Origin of the sequence: Rahnella sp. PCH160, from assembly GCF_047784855.1 — a bacterium.
Lineage (GTDB): Bacteria > Pseudomonadota > Gammaproteobacteria > Enterobacterales > Enterobacteriaceae > Rahnella.
Genome location: NZ_JBLOGT010000001.1, coordinates 1,407,894 through 1,423,681, shown reverse-complemented (window position 1 = coordinate 1,423,681; position 15,788 = coordinate 1,407,894). Strand labels below are relative to the sequence as shown.

Below are 15,788 nucleotides of genomic sequence, written 5' to 3'. Positions count from 1 at the left end.
AGAAGAGAATGGCTATGCCTTGGATCCAACTGAAAATTAATACCACCGGCGATAACGCGGAAACGCTGAGCGACGCGCTTATCGACAGTGGCGCCGTGTCCGTCACCTTCCAGGATACGCACGACAATCCGGTGTTTGAGCCGCTGCCGGGCGAAACCCTGCTCTGGGGCGATACCGATGCCATCGGCCTGTACGACGCCGAAACCGACATGGAAGAAGTGGTCGCCATGCTGGAAAACGAACCGCTGCTGGGCAAAGGTTTCGTACATAAAATCGAACAGCTCGAAGACAAAGACTGGGAACGCGAGTGGATGGATAACTTTCACCCGATGCAGTTTGGTCAGCGTCTGTGGATTTGCCCGAGCTGGCGCGATGTGCCGGATCCGACTGCGGTTAACGTAATGCTGGATCCGGGGCTGGCGTTTGGTACCGGCACGCACCCGACGACCGCCATGTGTCTGCAATGGCTCGACAGTCTGGATCTGACCGACAAAACCGTGATCGACTTCGGTTGTGGTTCCGGCATTCTGGCGATCGCGGCCCTGAAGTTGGGCGCTAAACACGTTGTCGGGATCGACATCGATCCGCAGGCAATTCAGGCCAGCCGTGACAACGCCGAACGTAACGGCGTCTCAGAGCGTCTCTCGCTGTATCTGCCAAAAGACCAGCCGGAGAACCTGTCTGCCGATGTCGTCGTCGCGAACATTTTGGCAGGCCCTCTGCGCGAGCTGGCCCCCCTTATCAGCGTGCTGCCGGTTGCCGGCGGTCATCTGGGGTTGTCGGGCATTCTGGCCAGCCAGGCGCAAAGCGTAGTCGATGCTTATCGTGATAAGTTCGAACTGGATGCGGTAACCGAGAAAGAAGAATGGTGCCGTATTACGGGCGTTAAGAAAGCCTGATTTGTTGCGTACGACCCTTTCTGTTTGTGCAGAAAGGGTTAGTTTTATCCGAAAATCTTCCCCGCCCTCCTGTCACTCTGTTCCCTTCCCGCGAAAACCCTTAATATCAGCACGGTTTTTTTACTCAATGTTATGAAAGGGATATTTCATGAAACGCGCATTACTGTCAGTTGTGCTGGCCGCTTTGACATTCACAGCCGCCGCCAGCGAAACCCCGCACTGGTCTTACAATGGCGACGAAGCCCCGCAAAACTGGTCAAAACTCAGCCCGGATTTTCATCTTTGTGAACAGGGAAAAATGCAGTCTCCGATCAATATTAAAGATGCATTACAAGTTCACCCGCGTCCTCTGCAAGTCAGTTACGGATTACCCCGGTGAGCGTAATCAATAACGGTCACAGCGTGCAGGTGAATGTTCAGCAGGGGGATTTTATTACGCTGGATGGTGAGAAATTTGTTCTTCAGCAATTCCATTTCCATGCGCCAAGCGAAAACACCATCAACGGTAAATCTTTCCCGATGGAAGCGCATTTTGTGCATATGAATGCTGACGGTGAGATTGCCGTGGTAGCCGTGATGTTTGAGACCGGTGCCGCAAACCCTGAACTTGAAAAAATCTGGCAGCAGATGCCTGAAAAAATGGGTGAAACGCAACCGCTTAACGGCAAAGTTGTGCTTTCCGGTTTACTGCCAAAAGACCTGACCCATTACCGTTTTAGCGGATCGCTGACCACGCCGCCATGTTCAGAAGGCGTTCGCTGGCTGGTCATTAAACAGCCTCAGACGCTGTCTGAGCAGCAGTTAGAGAAATTCCAGCATGTCCTGCATCATGCGAATAACCGCCCCGTACAAAGCCTTCACGGCCGCGTAATCGTCGCGGAATAAAAACCTCAGCACATCAGGGCCACAGAACCGGCTTTTGTCGCCCTGAATCCTTTCCGAAAACAAGATGTTATCCCAACGTAAAATAAGTCACTTTTTAACCAAAAGGCGATCTGCATCACGGAATTTTGTGGTTGTTGCTGCTTAAAACGGCAAATCAACCCTTAGAATCAACTGTTATATCAGGATGTTTCAGAGAGATATTAGGAATTTGCCCAAGCGCACAATTTGACCGCCATCACATAACTCAATGTAAAACCAAGATAAAAGGCAAAAACACACTGAGTTTTCCCGTTGGCAAGGCTTTTTCTTATCAAATTGCTCAAAGTTTGGCCTTTCATATCGTGGCGAAAATGCGTAATATACGCGCCCTTGCGGACATCAGTATGGTCATTCCTAGTTCATGCGCATCGGACACATACAGCTTACAAATTGCCTGATTGCGGCCCCTATGGCCGGTATCACTGACCGACCATTTCGTGCCTTATGTCATGCGATGGGGGCTGGGATGGCAGTATCTGAAATGCTCTCCTCCAATCCGGAGGTGTGGCGTACGGATAAGTCACGTTTGCGCATGGTACATAACGATGAACCGGGGATCCGCGCCGTGCAAATTGCCGGTTGTGACCCCGAAGATATGGCGGCGGCTGCACGAATTAACGTGGAAAGCGGTGCGCAAATCATTGATATCAATATGGGCTGCCCGGCCAAGAAAGTGAACCGCAAACTGGCAGGATCTGCATTACTGCAGTATCCGGATTTGGTCAAACAAATCCTCACTACCGTTGTGAATGCGGTAGATGTGCCGGTCACGTTGAAAATCCGTACTGGATGGGCACCGGAACACCGTAACTGTGTACAAATTGCCCAATTGGCTGAAGACTGTGGAATTCAGGCCCTGACTATTCATGGCCGAACCCGTGCCTGCCTCTTCAATGGAGAAGCAGAGTACGACAGTATTCGGACAGTTAAGCAGAGTGTTTCCATTCCGATTATCGCGAATGGCGACATAACTGACCCGCATAAAGCCAGGGCGGTACTCGACTACACCGGAGCTGACGCTTTGATGATAGGACGTGCCGCTCAGGGGAGACCCTGGATCTTCCGGGAAATCCAGCATTATCTGGACACAGGGGAGCTGTTACCTCCACCGCCTATGGGTGAGGTTCAGCGCTTGTTAATAGGGCACGTACGGGAATTGCACGACTTTTACGGTCAAGGCAAGGGATTCCGTATCGCCCGTAAGCACGTTTCCTGGTATCTCCAGGAGCATGCCCCGAATGACCAGTTTCGGCGCTCCTTCAACGCCATAGAGGATGCCAGCGAACAGCTGGAGGCGTTGGAAGCATATTTCGAAAATCTTGCGTAACAAAAAAGAGCTGACAGAACTATGTTCGAACAACGCGTGAATTCTGACGTACTGACCGTTTCTACCGTAAACTCACAAGATCAGGTGACTCAAAAACCTCTGCGTGACTCGGTAAAACAAGCACTTAAGGGCTATTTCGCTCAATTGAATGGTCAGGACGTGAATGACCTGTATGAGTTGGTTTTGGCTGAAGTTGAACAGCCTCTGTTGGACATGGTGATGCAGTACACCCGTGGCAACCAGACTCGTGCGGCCCTGATGATGGGTATCAACCGCGGTACGCTGCGTAAGAAACTGAAAAAATACGGCATGAACTGATACTAATCAGTCAACCTATTGAAAAAAGGCGCTTTTCCTTAATTGGTTGGCGCCTTTTTTATTGGTATTTATACGGATGTTTATACATAAGTTTCTGAACAGATGGCACAACACGAAAACAAAAAAGGCCGCCTAAGCGACCTCGTTTGTCAGAAAACAATTTTCAGTTGATGCTGTTAGATGCAGCCGGGAAGTGTTCAGAGTTATGCGTCAGCGTATCTTTCATATGCGTTGCCCGAGTATCAAAAATGGCTTCTGACGCCCCTTCATAGGCTTGCAGGTACATCATGAGCACATTGTCAGTCAGTTTTTGTTGCTGATCCCAATCAACCAAGAACTGACGGAACAACGGATAGGCTTTCTCCGGGTCTTTATTCTGCCAGGTTTCTACTACCACCTCGAAAGGCGGCACAATGTAGGTGATTTCTACGTCAAGTGGGCCAGTGTTAGTCTGGATTGTGACTGGCTTGGTGAACTGTTCGCCTTCAGGCCAAATGCGTTGTGCTGAATTCATAGCTGATCCTCAACATAGATGCCAGCGGATATAATAGCCCCACCAACTCGGCGACGGCCATACCCCAAGGGAACGGGATAGCCTTGTGAGGCAGTATTCGTCACGCCACCAAAGGCATATGAGGCTTGATTAGCTGAGTCCTGCTTACTGGCAAGCCCAGTAGCTTGGGGGGAAAGCATTTGGACTACCCCACCCACTGACATTGAAAGACCACTTGCCATCAAGCCAACCCCAACAGCTGATGTTGTACCGAAAGCAAAGAAGCCAACGGCGACAAGAACAGCGCCCAGAATGGTTTGTAGCAAACCGGCTTTTTTACTGCCGATAATGACAGGGACAATTTTTATAACCTCAGATGTCACCGGGTAACCTAAATCATCTTGACCGATATTCACCTTTCCGCGAAAAACAGCATAGGTTAGGCCACGTCGCTTACTGGTCGCCATAAATTGCTCAAACCCTTTTACGGTGGCACTCAGTGCTCGGGCGGCTTCGTGAACGGTGCGGATCGAGCGCCGATGTTCTTTTCCGAACAACTCGCCTAATTGCCCATACAGTCTAATCGTTGTCATCGTTTCAGTTGCTTGACTCATAATTTCCTCGCTTATATGCCTGTAAATTCAGAAAGGCGTTGTTTGTATTTGTCAGACATGTCGAATGCAAAATCCTCGTGCTCAGCCTGCCAGGTACCGAACGCCATCAGGCCTGCGATCGCCGGGTCAATTTTGTTGGAGGATTTCTTTTTGTTGGGTTTGATATTGGCGTTGGCGTCTGACTCCATCACCACGTTACCGATAGCCCAGGCCAGCACCGGATCGCCGTTATGGCGCACAACTTTGCGGTTAACGAAAACCTCAAAGGATTTAGCTACCGGGCTGAATTTAAGATAGGTTTGCGGGAACGGTTCAACATCGAGGCCAGCCCCTTGCAACTGAGTGCGCAGGTGTGTGGCGTTCCACGTATCGAAGCCCACCAGCTTAATATTAAAGCTCTCAGCATCTCGCAGAATGTCATCGCGGATCCGGTCATAGTCGATACAGTCACCTGGCGTTGTGCGTATCCAGCCAGCCTTTACCCACTGACGATAAATGGCGCGGTTTTTGTTGGCGACGTTCTGTAGCTGTGCTTCTGGCAGGTAATGCCGGGTGAGAAGGCGGATTTCGCGGTCGAACGGGAAGGCATAACTCACGCTGGTAATGTCGCTGGTAGAGGACAAGTCAAACCCGGCGTAACACTCCATCCCGGCCAAATCCTCCTCACTGTAATCCGTCTTGCAAGCATCCCAAGCGCCGGTACCCATCCACGGCGTGGAACCCTGACACCAGATATTGAAACGCTTCGTCAGCATCTCTACCCACTGAGAGGGAATTCCGCGGGCTTTTTGAATGGTTGCTTCCAGTTTTGCCGCATCAACGGATACATCCAGATTGGGATTGGCCTTGATCCACATTTCCGGCGTGTCAACTTCGTTTTCGTCGTCTAGTTCGTAGATCAGGACAAACAGCGAATCGTTGGTTTCTTCTCCAGCCAAAATCTGACAGCAATAGTCATAATGCTGCTTACAGGCGGACACAACGTTACTGCCTGCGGTGGTGATAGCGAATAAAATCGCTTCCGGACGTGCGCCCATCCCCAGCTCAAGCGCAGAATAAACGCCGTTATCAGGGTGAAGGTGGTACTCATCCACGATAGCCAGGCTTGGGTTTGTCCCTTCAATGGTCGCCGCCTTAGCTGCTAGCGGCTTTAAAAGGCTATTGCTCTTCGGGAAAATGACCTTATGAGCCTGGATATTGACGCGCTTTTTCAGTGGCTTCGACAGCAGGCACATCTGACGGGCATCATCGAACACAATACGGGCCTGATCCCGACTCACCGCCGCCGTGTAAATATCCTGCTGGCCCTGTTCCATCACCAGGAACCAGTTAGCCAGCATCGCGGCCACAGTGGATTTAGCGTTCTTGCGCGGCACCTCGATAAAGGCGCTGCTGTATTTCCGGCGGCCAGTTTCCCGAACCTTGAAGCCCAGCAAGTTAGCAAAGGCGAACTGCTGCCATGGTTCCAGCTCAATCGGCTTACCGCGCAATGGGCCTTTGACGTGCGGGCATAGCCGTGAGAAGGCGACAAATCGCTCCACGGTTGCCATATCGAACAAATAAACCGGATTGTTGAGGTCGGCAAAATAGCGCTCTACAGCCTGTTTAACACGCTTACAGGCAAGTAGATCACCGTTTCGAACTGACTCAGCGTAATCATTCCATACGGTCAATTTCGTCCTCCTCATCAGTTTCGACTGGAGTTCTGCGGCGACTTACTGGATCAAAGCCCAGCAGAGACGACATTTTGATCATGATTTTTTCGGCATCAGATTTCGCGCTGAGTGATGGGTTTCGGCTTTCCCCACCCTGACTATTCACAATGCTGAACCCGCGCTTGGCAAGGTCTTCCACTGCTTTTCGGTACATTGAGTAATTGACGCAGTACAGTTCAAGATTGTTCCAGTCAGCGGCCGTCAGATCGCCACGTTCGGCAAGCTGTTTCGCTTTGGCTTTCCACTGCTGAGCGGCTATCTCATCAAGATAAGTCGGCGGTTTAGGTGCTCTGCTCATAATTTGTTGTTTTACCTGTCGTTTTATTTTCAAAAAAATCGCCGTGCGTAAAAATTTGAGGAGGCGGGTGGTGCCGCCGGGCGGGAGGCTCGTCTTTGAAACTCCCCCCACCCCGTCAGATGAGAATTGCTATCGGTTGCGAAAGGCCTCGCGGAGATCACGCTCTCTGTCGTCCATACGCTTGGGCGGCTTGCTGCTGCGTCGCCTGCTGAACTGTTCACGACAGCGCGTCAGTCCTGCTATCAGTTGCCTGGTCTCTTGCTCAGTCATGGTCGTACATCCAGTCATGGCGATGTCGGGCAGCGTCTTCCTGCTCACGGTATTCACCTGCCTTTCGTCTGACCTTGGTCATTGGGTCGGTGGTCGTGGTCTTACGAGAGTGGCAGGACTGGCATAACGGCTGGTGGTTACTGGCAGGCCAGAACAAGACATCATCTCCACCATCAATCGGGATAATGTGATCCACTATGGTGGCTGGCGTGTAGAGCCCAGCAGGCAGACAGTGAGCACACAGCGGATTAGCCTTGAGAAAGGTCAGACGGTATTTATCCCACTCCGACGTATAGCCACGTTCACGACGGCTTCCGCGTTTGGCGTTCTGCTGCCTCGAAGCTACTCGCTTGTGCTCGTCGCACTTGCCGCCCTTAACGCGCTTATTGCATCCCGGTTCAGTGCACCGGCTAAGTGGTTGCCACGGCATTAGTACACTCCCACATTACGGTAAACAGACCACAGCGCAGAGATTGCCAGCGGTATCTCTTTGGCTTCCACGTCGCTAATCATCGTGCGGTATTCGTACAGCAGAGAGATGTACATCAGGCATCCAATCTTGATAGCTGGCGTGAACGTCAGGCCATCATCGAATCGCTTACCGATATGCTTCTGGCAGACTTCCAGCGCCGCATCGATATACGCCTGAATCAGCACGTCCTCTTCACCGCCATCAGCCCGGCAATGCAGCTTTGCTTCAGTAAGGGTAATTTCAGCCATTATTTTTCCGTCCCCTGTTTACAGAGAATCTCAAGCCGGGTCATGCCGGTATCAGGTATTGGCGGCCCGATGATGTTTAGCGTGCTGCCAGCGTAGGCACCGCTCAGGATTTTCAGGCGTGAAGCCGCGGTGATATCCCGACGAAAGCGCACCCAGACGCGAATCGTTGCTTCAGCAATGACGGCACCGGATGAAACCAGTTCGCGCCCGCTGATACCCTTTACCTCGGCCCAGATGGTCGCTCCGTCTTCCCACTTCTCAATCAGCTGGCCGGATGGTGCGCGCGATGTAGTGAATTTTCGGATGGTAACTCTGTCTCTCAATCCTCCGGCTCTCACGCGTCGCCCTCCTTCTTGCTGCCCTTGCTCACCAGGACTTCCTGTTTCCACGCCTGGCTGAATTCATCACCACCTTCACGCGGCGGCATACCTTCCAGCAGGCGGGCATTATTCGGGCTGAGGAAGCCGTTTTTAATGCCGGTCTGGTAATTCTCATAGCGTTCTTTCGGCGTGCCGCGCAGCAGGTCAGCGGTATCAAACTCCACCTGATAGCGGATGCCGGGAACGGATGGAGACATCACCAGTGCGGATTTGATTTGTTGCTCAAAGTTGGTCAACCACGGGCGCATTGTCATGGTGGCAAAAGCGCGGCTGGCCTCACTGAAATTACTGTATGTGCTGTTGCTGTATTCCTGCAGGAAGATAGGCGACACGTTGAACATACGGGCTATGTCTTCGATGGTGAATCGCCGGGAAGCCAACCACTCAGCATCCTGATTGCTCATGCCCAGTTGTTCGTATTCCATGCCACCTTCGAGGATCGGCGTTTTACCGGCATTTCTGGCACCTTTGTAACGCTCCAATGCGTCCAAAGCCTGCTTACCCTTAGTGCTGTCGAGCCACTCTTTCGCTTTCACGATACCCGAGGCCATCATGCCGTCTTTCATGATGCTGGCGCCGTGGCGCTGCTGAGCCAACCCAAGCCCGAGTGCCTCACGGCATACGGAGATCGGCGAACGCCCCAGAAAGCCATCATCGGTGGCATAGCGCAGGTGTAGAATTTCTTCCTGAAGGTAAACCCGCACATTACCGGTATAGGGTTCGGTGATGGTGTAGCGGTATCTGCGTTCGCCAATACGCTCGGGCACAACTGATCCCGGCGCATACGGATATAAAGACTGTGGCTGACCGTCAGCCCCCACGTAATTACTGCATAGGCGTTACCGCTCAGCAGGCAGTGACGCATCATGGTGCGTTTGAACTGATACGCCGTCTGTACATCATTTGGCTGCTCGTTCAGCAGAAAATCTATCGGATGATTGCTCAGCCATTCCCGTTCTTCCTGCCCGTTCAGGTGGCGCACCTGATAGAGAAAGCACGGCATGGTGGCCACCGCTTCGCTGATAACTGAGACTGCGTTCATCACCGCCGGCAGGGATTCCGCCGTACCCGGAGACACATACTCGCCTGATCCGGTATTCGGGATCCCTGCCATCGCCATAAACTCATCTATGGTCATGCTGCGTTGTTCTGATTTACGGGCAAAAGGCCAGATGTTCCACATATCAGAGCCCCGCTAAGTCGGCCCAGAGGCGGCGGTTATCGCCAGCGCGGCGCAATTCTGGATGTTGAGCAAAGAGCGACCGGTGGGCGATCTCTACGTCAGATTCTGGGTAGGCTGGCATGGATGTGACTGTGACTTCTCGCAGCTCCGCCGCGGTGACAGTGCGCAGATAAGGGGACTGAGCGATATCCCATGCCTCTTTAAGCGCACGGAAACCAAAGCTCATGCCGGAAATATCTCCACGCTCCACCAGCGCCAGCACGTCGTTACCAAGCTGTGTATTGGGTGGGGTAAGTTCAAAACGCAGGCCAGTATCATCCTCTGACAGCACCAGCGTGCCCGATTTGGTGCGGCCCAGCAGCTGGGTGTAGTTATGCTCGAACAACGCCCGGACATCGCTACCGGAGGCCAGGCTTTCGCTAAAAGCGCCAGGCGCGAACTGCTCACGGAACTCATCCCAGATAATTTCTGAGAGGCTATTCCAGCGCACGGCATATCCCACAAGTTTTTTATTACTGGCGGTCAGTTCAGAGGTGCGGATTTCAAAATCGATTGTTTTCATTATTGGACTCCGTGCAAGCCAGAAAGGGGCCGCAGCCCCTTATGCGGAAACTCAGGAAGTTGCTTCTGAAATTTCCAGTACCTTGATCGCATTGGAGTCCACCACGCCGCCGCCCAGGTATTTATCAGTGTGAACTTTGTAAAAGCCCGGCTCGGTGATGTTGTCAGGACGGGTGCGCACGCCAGTGGTGTGATCCACGATGAAATAACCGCGTTTGAAGTCGCCCACAGCCAGGAATGGATTACCAGCAGAGGCATCAGGCATAGTTTCAAGATACTGAACCGGGCGGCCCAGCAACGTATCGGGAGAATCGGCCACCAGGCGATCGCGCCAGATGTAATCACCGTTACCGTTTTTCAGCTTCTGGAGGGTGGCGGCAGTCGTGGAATTCATTACCCACACGGCATTTTTGCGGTATTTCGCTTTCAGCTTATAAAGCAGATCAATCAGGCCATCAGAGGTCACGGCAGCCGTTTCCATTTTCTCAAGCGTACCGAACGAGCGGGTTTTGTCGCTGGTGGCCGCGCGTGGGTAAGACAACCAGCCTTTCGATTTTTTAACACCGTCGCCGTTCACCAGATCATCCTCTTCGGTGAGCGTGAATGTGTCGGCAACTTCAGAGGCAAGCCAGCCCAGAATATCTACCTCGGAGAAGTCGAGAATTTCCTGAGTGGTTTTTGGGTAGGCGTAGATTGGGTTCAGTTTGATATCCACTCGCTCAAGTTTTGGCGTGGCCGTCTCGGTCCGGTCTTCACCTTCGGTGCCGCGCTTAACGGTTGTACCACCGACAGATACCAGCTTTTGATATTCGTTGGTTTTGGTGGTCTTCACCGTCGCAATAGAGCGCATGACGCTATCATCTTGCAGCTGGCGCATAATCTCTTTGTCCAGCTCGGGAATAACGGTATAGCCACCATCAGCAGGTACCAGTGTGGTGAGTGAACGGGTGTCACCGGTCATAATGTAAGTGCGCAGTTCATCGTTGCTCACGCCTTTGCCTTCGACAGAGGTTCCGGGCAGATTGCGCTGATCGTCGGCAACAGCTTCAAGGCGGGTGATTTCAATTTCGAGGGTGTCAGCCTGGGCTCGAAGTTCGTCGAACTTCTTGCCTTCTTCATCGTTCAGGCTGCGTTTCTCACTGTCGGCTTTTTCCAGCATAGAGCGCATCTGGGTTTTGAGTGCCGTTTTCTGCTGGCGTAATTCGAGTAATTTTTTCATGTGTGGTTTCCGTAACAATAAGATGTTGAGACGTGAAACCAGCTCGGGAGGGATTTGGCCGTTTAATCTTTTTCTGCCTCTCGCAGGCTGTACTCGCTACAGCTTGATTAAACGGCCAGTGGCGGCTCACGTCTGAGTGCCACTTATCAAGATATACATGAAAAATATAAAGAAAACCCCTCAACAATAGAGGGGTAAACACTCATAAACATCAGAACAAAACATTTACAAAACTGTTAGATATTAATTATCCCAACTTTGCAGAAGTCATTTTTTCTTTAAGCTGGTGCAACTGTTCAATGAGAATATCAACCTGTTCCGTGCTTGCGGCCAAAATTTCACCAGAAAACTGATGGCGAAGACAATCGTGATGATCAACCCAGAAATAAGCCTCATTTTTAACTATTTCTCTGTAGTCGTTATCCGGCATTAGCCACAGTTTGTCAGGTATACCAAACACACTTTTATGTTCTGTAATTTCCGCAATAACACGTTTTGAGTTTTCTATGTCTTTCTGCGCTTGGCTGCTCATGATTTAACACCTCATAATTTATCTATATAAGAAAAGTGGATTAGGTCAGTCGCAATATGTTTCCGAACCATATTTACTTAAAGAACCATGGCAAACATTGCCGGTGCCATCAAAACTATGGGCTTCAATGCTACCGTCCGGGTTTACTGTGCTGAATGAATCACCACCATGCTTCTTAGCATATTCGCTGTGAACTTCGTATTGATGCTGTTTTGCTGAGTCGAGGCGCTTATATGCCTCGGCAGTTAATTTTTCGGCCTGCTGTTGCGCTTCGAGGTTTCCCGCTTTCGCAGCTGCGTATACGTCACATTGGAAAGGAATGTTCGAAGGAATTAAAGCCGAATGGGAGGTACGAGCTTTAAGATCCGATTCATAAACCTGCTTGAGATAAAAAGCGCGTTGGCCGCACAGCTGATTAGCTTTCGTTTGAGCGTTTTGCATGTCATTAGTGCTATATATTTTTACCCACCCGTATTCTCGGTCTATCTGGTCTTCCAGGACGGGACGGTTAACGCAACCAGAAATTACTACTGCAAATAAAATTATACTGACTGTTTTTTTCATAAAATTGGTTGTCCTTTTTGAATAATAATCCTTCATGAACCAAAGAGGGCTTTCCTTAACCCGATCATCCTATCTAGTGGTAATCGGTAGTCAACACGCGCAAAAAAAACAGAGCTTAAGACGTATATAAAAAGAAATGTGTTGGTTCAGTCAGTTCAGTTGGTTCAATTTGTAAAGATGATTGTTTTATAAGGCTTATTTTTCAGAAAGTGAACCAACAAACCTTCATTTTGAACCAACAAAACTACTAAACTGAACCAACAAATCTTTTCTACTTTTAAATGTTAACTTCATTCACAACAGCCAGCCAGAAAAAGAGTGTTGGTTCAAAACCACCGATTGTTGGTTCAAATATAGTAATTGTTGGTTCAGTGTTGGTTCAATTTAAAAACAACTATTCATTTAAATACAACAAGTTAATCTAAAAACATAAACCCTGAACCAACTGAACCAACAAAAAAACACTTCACACAGATACTTTTATTCTTCTACCTCTGAATCATCCTGCCGGTACTGGAGCACATAAACGTTGATCTGCCGCCCATCAATACGAGGTGATTTCCGCTGATAGCCCCTTCCACTGGCTGGGGGTTTAAGTACGCCAGCATTTTCCAACACTCGGGCGAACTGTTTTGCGTTGAACCCTTGAGAAATTTCCTTCTCAAATGCTGCCGGGAATGTGTAGAAAATCATTGGGCTTTCGTCGTGTTCTCCCTTCTGCCTATAACCTGCCAAATCCCTGATTGGTAGATCAGATGGACTATATGGGAAAGGCGCAAAACGACTCAGGCCATAAGCATTAAGAAAAGCTTCGGCCTGTTCTACTATCTGTTTGTGCTCGCGGTTTCCGGTTCCGAACTCTTTGATCCAGGCGTTAAAGCTATGCTGAATAGCGTCACGGCTTTCTTGATCGCTCCAGCCAGTAATATGCATTCCCAGCAATAATGCAGCCTCGAGAATGGCAAAGCGTTCTGATACTCGGTGGACTTGCTCACCATAGTCTGAGGGGATTAAGCCGCGCCAGCGCTCCTGTACATTTTTTACAGTTTGCTTAACCTCATTCTGATGACCTGCAAGCCACTTAATCCACTCTCGCCCGGCTGCGCCATGGTTATCCTGATATGCCTCTTTCAATGCGTCTGCGTGTTGCTTTCCGTTCTGGTATTCGTGATGCGCTACGGATTTTTCCATCGGCACATTAAGCAGTCGCACCAGTTGCCCGGCCTTCACTTTCAGCCCCCCAGCAGAAAGAAACGTCTCTATATCCATCTCACCGGTGCTGATAGCCACAGTGCGCCAGCGCTTTAAATCACGATTCCCCCCTTCTTTAGCACCTTGCAGCTTCCCTGCACCGTTGAAAAGCGTGTAAGCCGAGGTGGCAATGTCTTTAGCGCTGCTGCCCTGCCCTACCTCATCGAGTGGCAAAAGCCCGTCATTGTGTGCTTCTGCCTCATTGGCAATACCTAGAGCGGTACCGTACCACGTCAGCCGTAATGCATCCGGTTCACCATAGAGGCTGCTGGCAATATTAGCGGTGGTAGTCTTTCCGGCGCTAGATTGCTCGAAGAGATGAACACCAAATCCGTCAGCACCGACCAATCCGATCAATGGTGCTGTAAGCGCTGCTGCTACTCCCAACATCATCGAAGGATTACCGCCAGAGAGACGTGCTACTGACCCTCTCCAGCTTTCAGGCGTACCGCTAACGCTATAACCGCCAGCTGCTGCACTTCGACCGCTGAACAGCAGAGGGATTTCTGAGTCACCAATCACATCACCATCTGGCATAATGTATGCGCCGTTGTGCCACCCTGCCGCATGGCTGATTAACCATTCCTGTCCATTAACGCTACGTTGAAGCCAGTCGGCGAGAATCGCTCTTAGTGACGGCTTAGTTGTCACACTGACCCCGCCATTTTTTATCATTCTCCATCCTTCTCGGTCGCCGATATCCTCCCAAGGAATGGCACGAGTGACTGTTGCGATGTTGCCAGGCATTTTCCACCGGAGAATAAGAAATCGCTGTCTGGCGCTGTCACTGCCGTCCCCAGCAATCTCCAGAGGTGAGCAAAGCCATGCCTCAGTGTTGATGATTTCACCAGTATCCTTATCTACCTTCGGTGTAATCCAAAAAATGCCATCTTCTCGGCTTTCAACACGTGGCTTGAGTTCTTCCTCCTGCCGTGGCTTAGCTTTTTGTTTTCCACCCTCTATCGCTGTCAGTTTTCCTGCCACCTTAGTAGCCTCAAGTTGATGAATAGAATTGTTAAATGCTGCTGTGGTCGCTTCAAGCCCGGATTTCTGGTGATAATCGTTCCAGTCGGCCTTGTGATCTGTCGGTGGCAGCGATACCCACCCGTTCACAGATTTAGCGGCTTTATCGGCTGCTATTTTCCCTGTGTTAGGTTCGCCCGGCTTAATGTCGTTATCTGCGGCAACGATGATCCGTGCCTCCGAGTGTTGCTGGCGTATGACCTGCGCAACAGGCAGCAGGTTTCCGGCATCAATCGCGGCGATAATTGTCGCATCCGGGCGTATCTGCTGAACCGAAAGCGCTGTAGCAATTCCCTCTGCAATAATCACCGTTTCCGGCGTTTCACCGGAACTAACCACGTAAAAAGAGCCCTTCTTAACCGTTCCGGCCACCAGCCGCTTAATGCCATCAGGCTTAATTACTTGCGCGCCTGTCGTTGCGCCAGCGCCGTTTTTCAGCACCAGCAGCAGCGAGCCATCGGACAGCAGCGGGAAGGGGCTTTGAAGCCCCTTTGATGTAAGGTAGGCAGACTGCCCCGGAGAAGCCTTAGCGGCCAGCGCGGCAACTTTTCCTGCTACGTCCGTTTGAGGCTTCTCTCTGGCTGGTTTGGGTTCCGGCAACGGTAGTGCCATTACCCCGGCCACCAGCTCAGCCGCTTCTCTCGCGCCGCACTGGTTGACCTTCATCACTAGATCCAGCCCGGAACCCGCTCCACAGTGTGAACAGTAATAGGTTCCGCGCCCTTCCCGATCATCAAAACGGTAACGGGTATTGCCGCCACAGTTCGGGCATTCGCCTTCGCTTCGGTTGGTCGGGATATCAAGACGTTGGAAAATACTTTCCCAATGACCGTTAGCCTTTTGCCTGACTTCACCGACAAAATCATTTGGCATCAGCTGCCTCCCGCTGTGACTGTTCTTCAATAAGCCATGCAGAAACATAATCAATGAGCCCCTGTGCCAGATTCACGGCAGTTTCAATCTCTGAGGTATCCATATCTTCAATGGAACGACGCAACATCAACAAAGTCACATTCGCCTGATCAGCGCGGTCTGCTGCCTGCTGGATTGTTATTTCATGCGACATGATTAGCCCCCGGTTCCTGAGCGCCAGACCAAACTGCGGTTTCAAGTTCCTGACTGGCGAGATGCGCCAGCGTTAACAGCGCTCCGATCTGCCAGGCATCCTCTGAATCGCGGTCGCTGTATTTATCATCAAGAAGGCCGATAAGGCCGCGCAGCTGTTTGATATAACACTGAGAACTTGCAGCTGCATCGATAAGCTCCATTCGTGTCAGGTTCTTACGCATGGCAAACCTCCGCTGGTAGGCGAGCAGTGAAGACCATCACGAAACCAGCGGGAGACATTGCACGTGCTGCATGTTCATCAGATGCGGTGATGTGGATAATGGCGCTGCCAGTCGCGCAGAGAGCCAGGAAGCGGAAACGGTACTGAAATTTCGTGTGAGTTTGGGTATGCTGTGATCCAGCCATAATCGTTACTCCTATTAACGGTTT

Annotated in this window: 19 protein-coding genes and 2 pseudogenes; 5 read left to right on the top strand and 16 right to left on the bottom strand. The window is 51.0% G+C overall.

What is annotated here, in order from left to right; genetic code table 11:
• Positions 1-14 precede the first annotated feature (14 nt).
• The 5 genes and pseudogenes from prmA (at position 15) to fis (ending at position 3,468) form a co-directional block, all read left to right on the top strand.
• On the top strand, positions 15-899 hold the full coding sequence (prmA, locus tag ACM5QY_RS06575; RefSeq protein ID WP_416119800.1) for a 50S ribosomal protein L11 methyltransferase: 885 nt from the start codon (positions 15-17) through the stop codon (positions 897-899).
• Between the two features lie 148 nt (positions 900-1,047).
• A pseudogene (locus tag ACM5QY_RS06570) lies at positions 1,048-1,784 on the top strand (carbonic anhydrase).
• A 131-nt stretch (positions 1,785-1,915) separates the two neighbouring features.
• Positions 1,916-2,221: a hypothetical protein gene (locus ACM5QY_RS06565; RefSeq protein ID WP_416122967.1), complete on the top strand. Its 306-nt coding sequence runs from the start codon at positions 1,916-1,918 to the stop codon at positions 2,219-2,221.
• A complete protein-coding gene (gene dusB, locus ACM5QY_RS06560) occupies positions 2,185-3,150 on the top strand; it encodes a tRNA dihydrouridine synthase DusB (RefSeq protein ID WP_104924220.1) in 966 nt (321 codons plus the stop codon). The genes ACM5QY_RS06565 and dusB overlap by 37 nt, the downstream gene beginning before the upstream one ends.
• A 21-nt stretch (positions 3,151-3,171) precedes the next feature.
• Positions 3,172-3,468: a DNA-binding transcriptional regulator Fis gene (gene fis, locus ACM5QY_RS06555; RefSeq protein ID WP_004097144.1), complete on the top strand. Its 297-nt coding sequence runs from the start codon at positions 3,172-3,174 to the stop codon at positions 3,466-3,468.
• Between the two features lie 163 nt (positions 3,469-3,631).
• On the opposite strand, the gene ACM5QY_RS06550 is transcribed toward fis, so the two are convergent.
• From ACM5QY_RS06550 to ACM5QY_RS06475, 16 genes and pseudogenes are all read right to left on the bottom strand, one after another.
• Positions 3,632-3,982, bottom strand: coding sequence for a hypothetical protein (locus ACM5QY_RS06550; RefSeq protein WP_416119799.1), 351 nt, complete (start codon positions 3,980-3,982; stop codon positions 3,632-3,634).
• Positions 3,979-4,575, bottom strand: a complete 597-nt coding sequence (locus ACM5QY_RS06545) for a tail assembly protein (protein ID WP_416119798.1) — start codon at positions 4,573-4,575, stop codon at positions 3,979-3,981. The genes ACM5QY_RS06550 and ACM5QY_RS06545 overlap by 4 nt, the downstream gene beginning before the upstream one ends.
• An 11-nt stretch (positions 4,576-4,586) precedes the next feature.
• Entirely contained in the window at positions 4,587-6,248 is a 1,662-nt protein-coding gene (locus ACM5QY_RS06540) for a terminase large subunit (protein ID WP_416119796.1), read from the bottom strand.
• Positions 6,232-6,588, bottom strand: coding sequence for a phage terminase small subunit P27 family (locus ACM5QY_RS06535; RefSeq protein ID WP_416122830.1), 357 nt, complete (start codon positions 6,586-6,588; stop codon positions 6,232-6,234). The genes ACM5QY_RS06540 and ACM5QY_RS06535 overlap by 17 nt, the downstream gene beginning before the upstream one ends.
• Before the next feature lie 262 nt (positions 6,589-6,850).
• A complete protein-coding gene (locus ACM5QY_RS06530; protein WP_416119795.1) occupies positions 6,851-7,288 on the bottom strand; it encodes an HNH endonuclease in 438 nt (145 codons plus the stop codon).
• Positions 7,288-7,578 carry a head-tail connector protein gene (locus tag ACM5QY_RS06525; RefSeq protein WP_416119794.1) on the bottom strand — a complete coding sequence of 97 codons (291 nt, stop codon included), beginning with the start codon at positions 7,576-7,578 and terminating at the stop codon, positions 7,288-7,290. The genes ACM5QY_RS06530 and ACM5QY_RS06525 overlap by 1 nt, the downstream gene beginning before the upstream one ends.
• Positions 7,578-7,916 (bottom strand): phage head closure protein, encoded by a 339-nt coding sequence (locus tag ACM5QY_RS06520; protein WP_416119793.1) that lies wholly within the window; start codon positions 7,914-7,916, stop codon positions 7,578-7,580. The genes ACM5QY_RS06525 and ACM5QY_RS06520 overlap by 1 nt, the downstream gene beginning before the upstream one ends.
• Positions 7,913-9,141, bottom strand: a pseudogene (locus tag ACM5QY_RS06515) (phage portal protein). The gene ACM5QY_RS06520 and the pseudogene ACM5QY_RS06515 overlap by 4 nt, the downstream one beginning before the upstream one ends.
• Before the next feature lies 1 nt (position 9,142).
• Positions 9,143-9,703, bottom strand: a complete 561-nt coding sequence (locus ACM5QY_RS06510) for an HK97 family phage prohead protease (protein WP_416119791.1) — start codon at positions 9,701-9,703, stop codon at positions 9,143-9,145.
• 51 nt (positions 9,704-9,754) lie between these two features.
• On the bottom strand, positions 9,755-10,921 hold the full coding sequence (locus ACM5QY_RS06505) for a phage major capsid protein (protein ID WP_416119789.1): 1,167 nt from the start codon (positions 10,919-10,921) through the stop codon (positions 9,755-9,757).
• 247 nt (positions 10,922-11,168) lie between these two features.
• Positions 11,169-11,453, bottom strand: a complete 285-nt coding sequence (locus ACM5QY_RS06500; protein WP_416119788.1) for a hypothetical protein — start codon at positions 11,451-11,453, stop codon at positions 11,169-11,171.
• A gap of 45 nt (positions 11,454-11,498) precedes the next feature.
• Positions 11,499-12,017, bottom strand: a complete 519-nt coding sequence (locus tag ACM5QY_RS06495; protein ID WP_416119786.1) for a hypothetical protein — start codon at positions 12,015-12,017, stop codon at positions 11,499-11,501.
• 480 nt (positions 12,018-12,497) lie between these two features.
• Positions 12,498-15,164 (bottom strand): DUF927 domain-containing protein, encoded by a 2,667-nt coding sequence (locus ACM5QY_RS06490; protein WP_416119785.1) that lies wholly within the window; start codon positions 15,162-15,164, stop codon positions 12,498-12,500.
• A complete protein-coding gene (locus tag ACM5QY_RS06485) occupies positions 15,154-15,357 on the bottom strand; it encodes a hypothetical protein (RefSeq protein ID WP_416119784.1) in 204 nt (67 codons plus the stop codon). Before ACM5QY_RS06485 ends, ACM5QY_RS06490 begins: the two co-directional genes overlap by 11 nt.
• Positions 15,347-15,580: a hypothetical protein gene (locus ACM5QY_RS06480; protein ID WP_416119783.1), complete on the bottom strand. Its 234-nt coding sequence runs from the start codon at positions 15,578-15,580 to the stop codon at positions 15,347-15,349. The genes ACM5QY_RS06485 and ACM5QY_RS06480 overlap by 11 nt, the downstream gene beginning before the upstream one ends.
• On the bottom strand, positions 15,573-15,764 hold the full coding sequence (locus tag ACM5QY_RS06475) for a host cell division inhibitor Icd-like protein (RefSeq protein WP_416119782.1): 192 nt from the start codon (positions 15,762-15,764) through the stop codon (positions 15,573-15,575). The genes ACM5QY_RS06480 and ACM5QY_RS06475 overlap by 8 nt, the downstream gene beginning before the upstream one ends.
• Between the last annotated feature and the right edge of the window lie 24 nt (positions 15,765-15,788).

Bases quoted from the DNA above. Each gene is read 5' to 3' on its own strand.
- ACM5QY_RS06545 (WP_416119798.1), bottom strand. From the start codon at position 4,575: ATGAGTCAAGCAACTGAAACGATGACAACGATTAGACTGTATGGGCAA.
- ACM5QY_RS06475 (WP_416119782.1), bottom strand. From the start codon at position 15,764: ATGGCTGGATCACAGCATACCCAAACTCACACGAAATTTCAGTACCGT.
- ACM5QY_RS06485 (WP_416119784.1), bottom strand. From the start codon at position 15,357: ATGTCGCATGAAATAACAATCCAGCAGGCAGCAGACCGCGCTGATCAG.
- prmA (WP_416119800.1), top strand. From the start codon at position 15: ATGCCTTGGATCCAACTGAAAATTAATACCACCGGCGATAACGCGGAA.
- ACM5QY_RS06535 (WP_416122830.1), bottom strand. From the start codon at position 6,588: ATGAGCAGAGCACCTAAACCGCCGACTTATCTTGATGAGATAGCCGCT.
- ACM5QY_RS06510 (WP_416119791.1), bottom strand. From the start codon at position 9,703: ATGAAAACAATCGATTTTGAAATCCGCACCTCTGAACTGACCGCCAGT.
- ACM5QY_RS06505 (WP_416119789.1), bottom strand. From the start codon at position 10,921: ATGAAAAAATTACTCGAATTACGCCAGCAGAAAACGGCACTCAAAACC.
- ACM5QY_RS06495 (WP_416119786.1), bottom strand. From the start codon at position 12,017: ATGAAAAAAACAGTCAGTATAATTTTATTTGCAGTAGTAATTTCTGGT.
- ACM5QY_RS06480 (WP_416119783.1), bottom strand. From the start codon at position 15,580: ATGCGTAAGAACCTGACACGAATGGAGCTTATCGATGCAGCTGCAAGT.
- ACM5QY_RS06525 (WP_416119794.1), bottom strand. From the start codon at position 7,578: ATGGCTGAAATTACCCTTACTGAAGCAAAGCTGCATTGCCGGGCTGAT.
- fis (WP_004097144.1), top strand. From the start codon at position 3,172: ATGTTCGAACAACGCGTGAATTCTGACGTACTGACCGTTTCTACCGTA.
- ACM5QY_RS06500 (WP_416119788.1), bottom strand. From the start codon at position 11,453: ATGAGCAGCCAAGCGCAGAAAGACATAGAAAACTCAAAACGTGTTATT.
- dusB (WP_104924220.1), top strand. From the start codon at position 2,185: ATGCGCATCGGACACATACAGCTTACAAATTGCCTGATTGCGGCCCCT.
- ACM5QY_RS06490 (WP_416119785.1), bottom strand. From the start codon at position 15,164: ATGCCAAATGATTTTGTCGGTGAAGTCAGGCAAAAGGCTAACGGTCAT.
- ACM5QY_RS06530 (WP_416119795.1), bottom strand. From the start codon at position 7,288: ATGCCGTGGCAACCACTTAGCCGGTGCACTGAACCGGGATGCAATAAG.
- ACM5QY_RS06550 (WP_416119799.1), bottom strand. From the start codon at position 3,982: ATGAATTCAGCACAACGCATTTGGCCTGAAGGCGAACAGTTCACCAAG.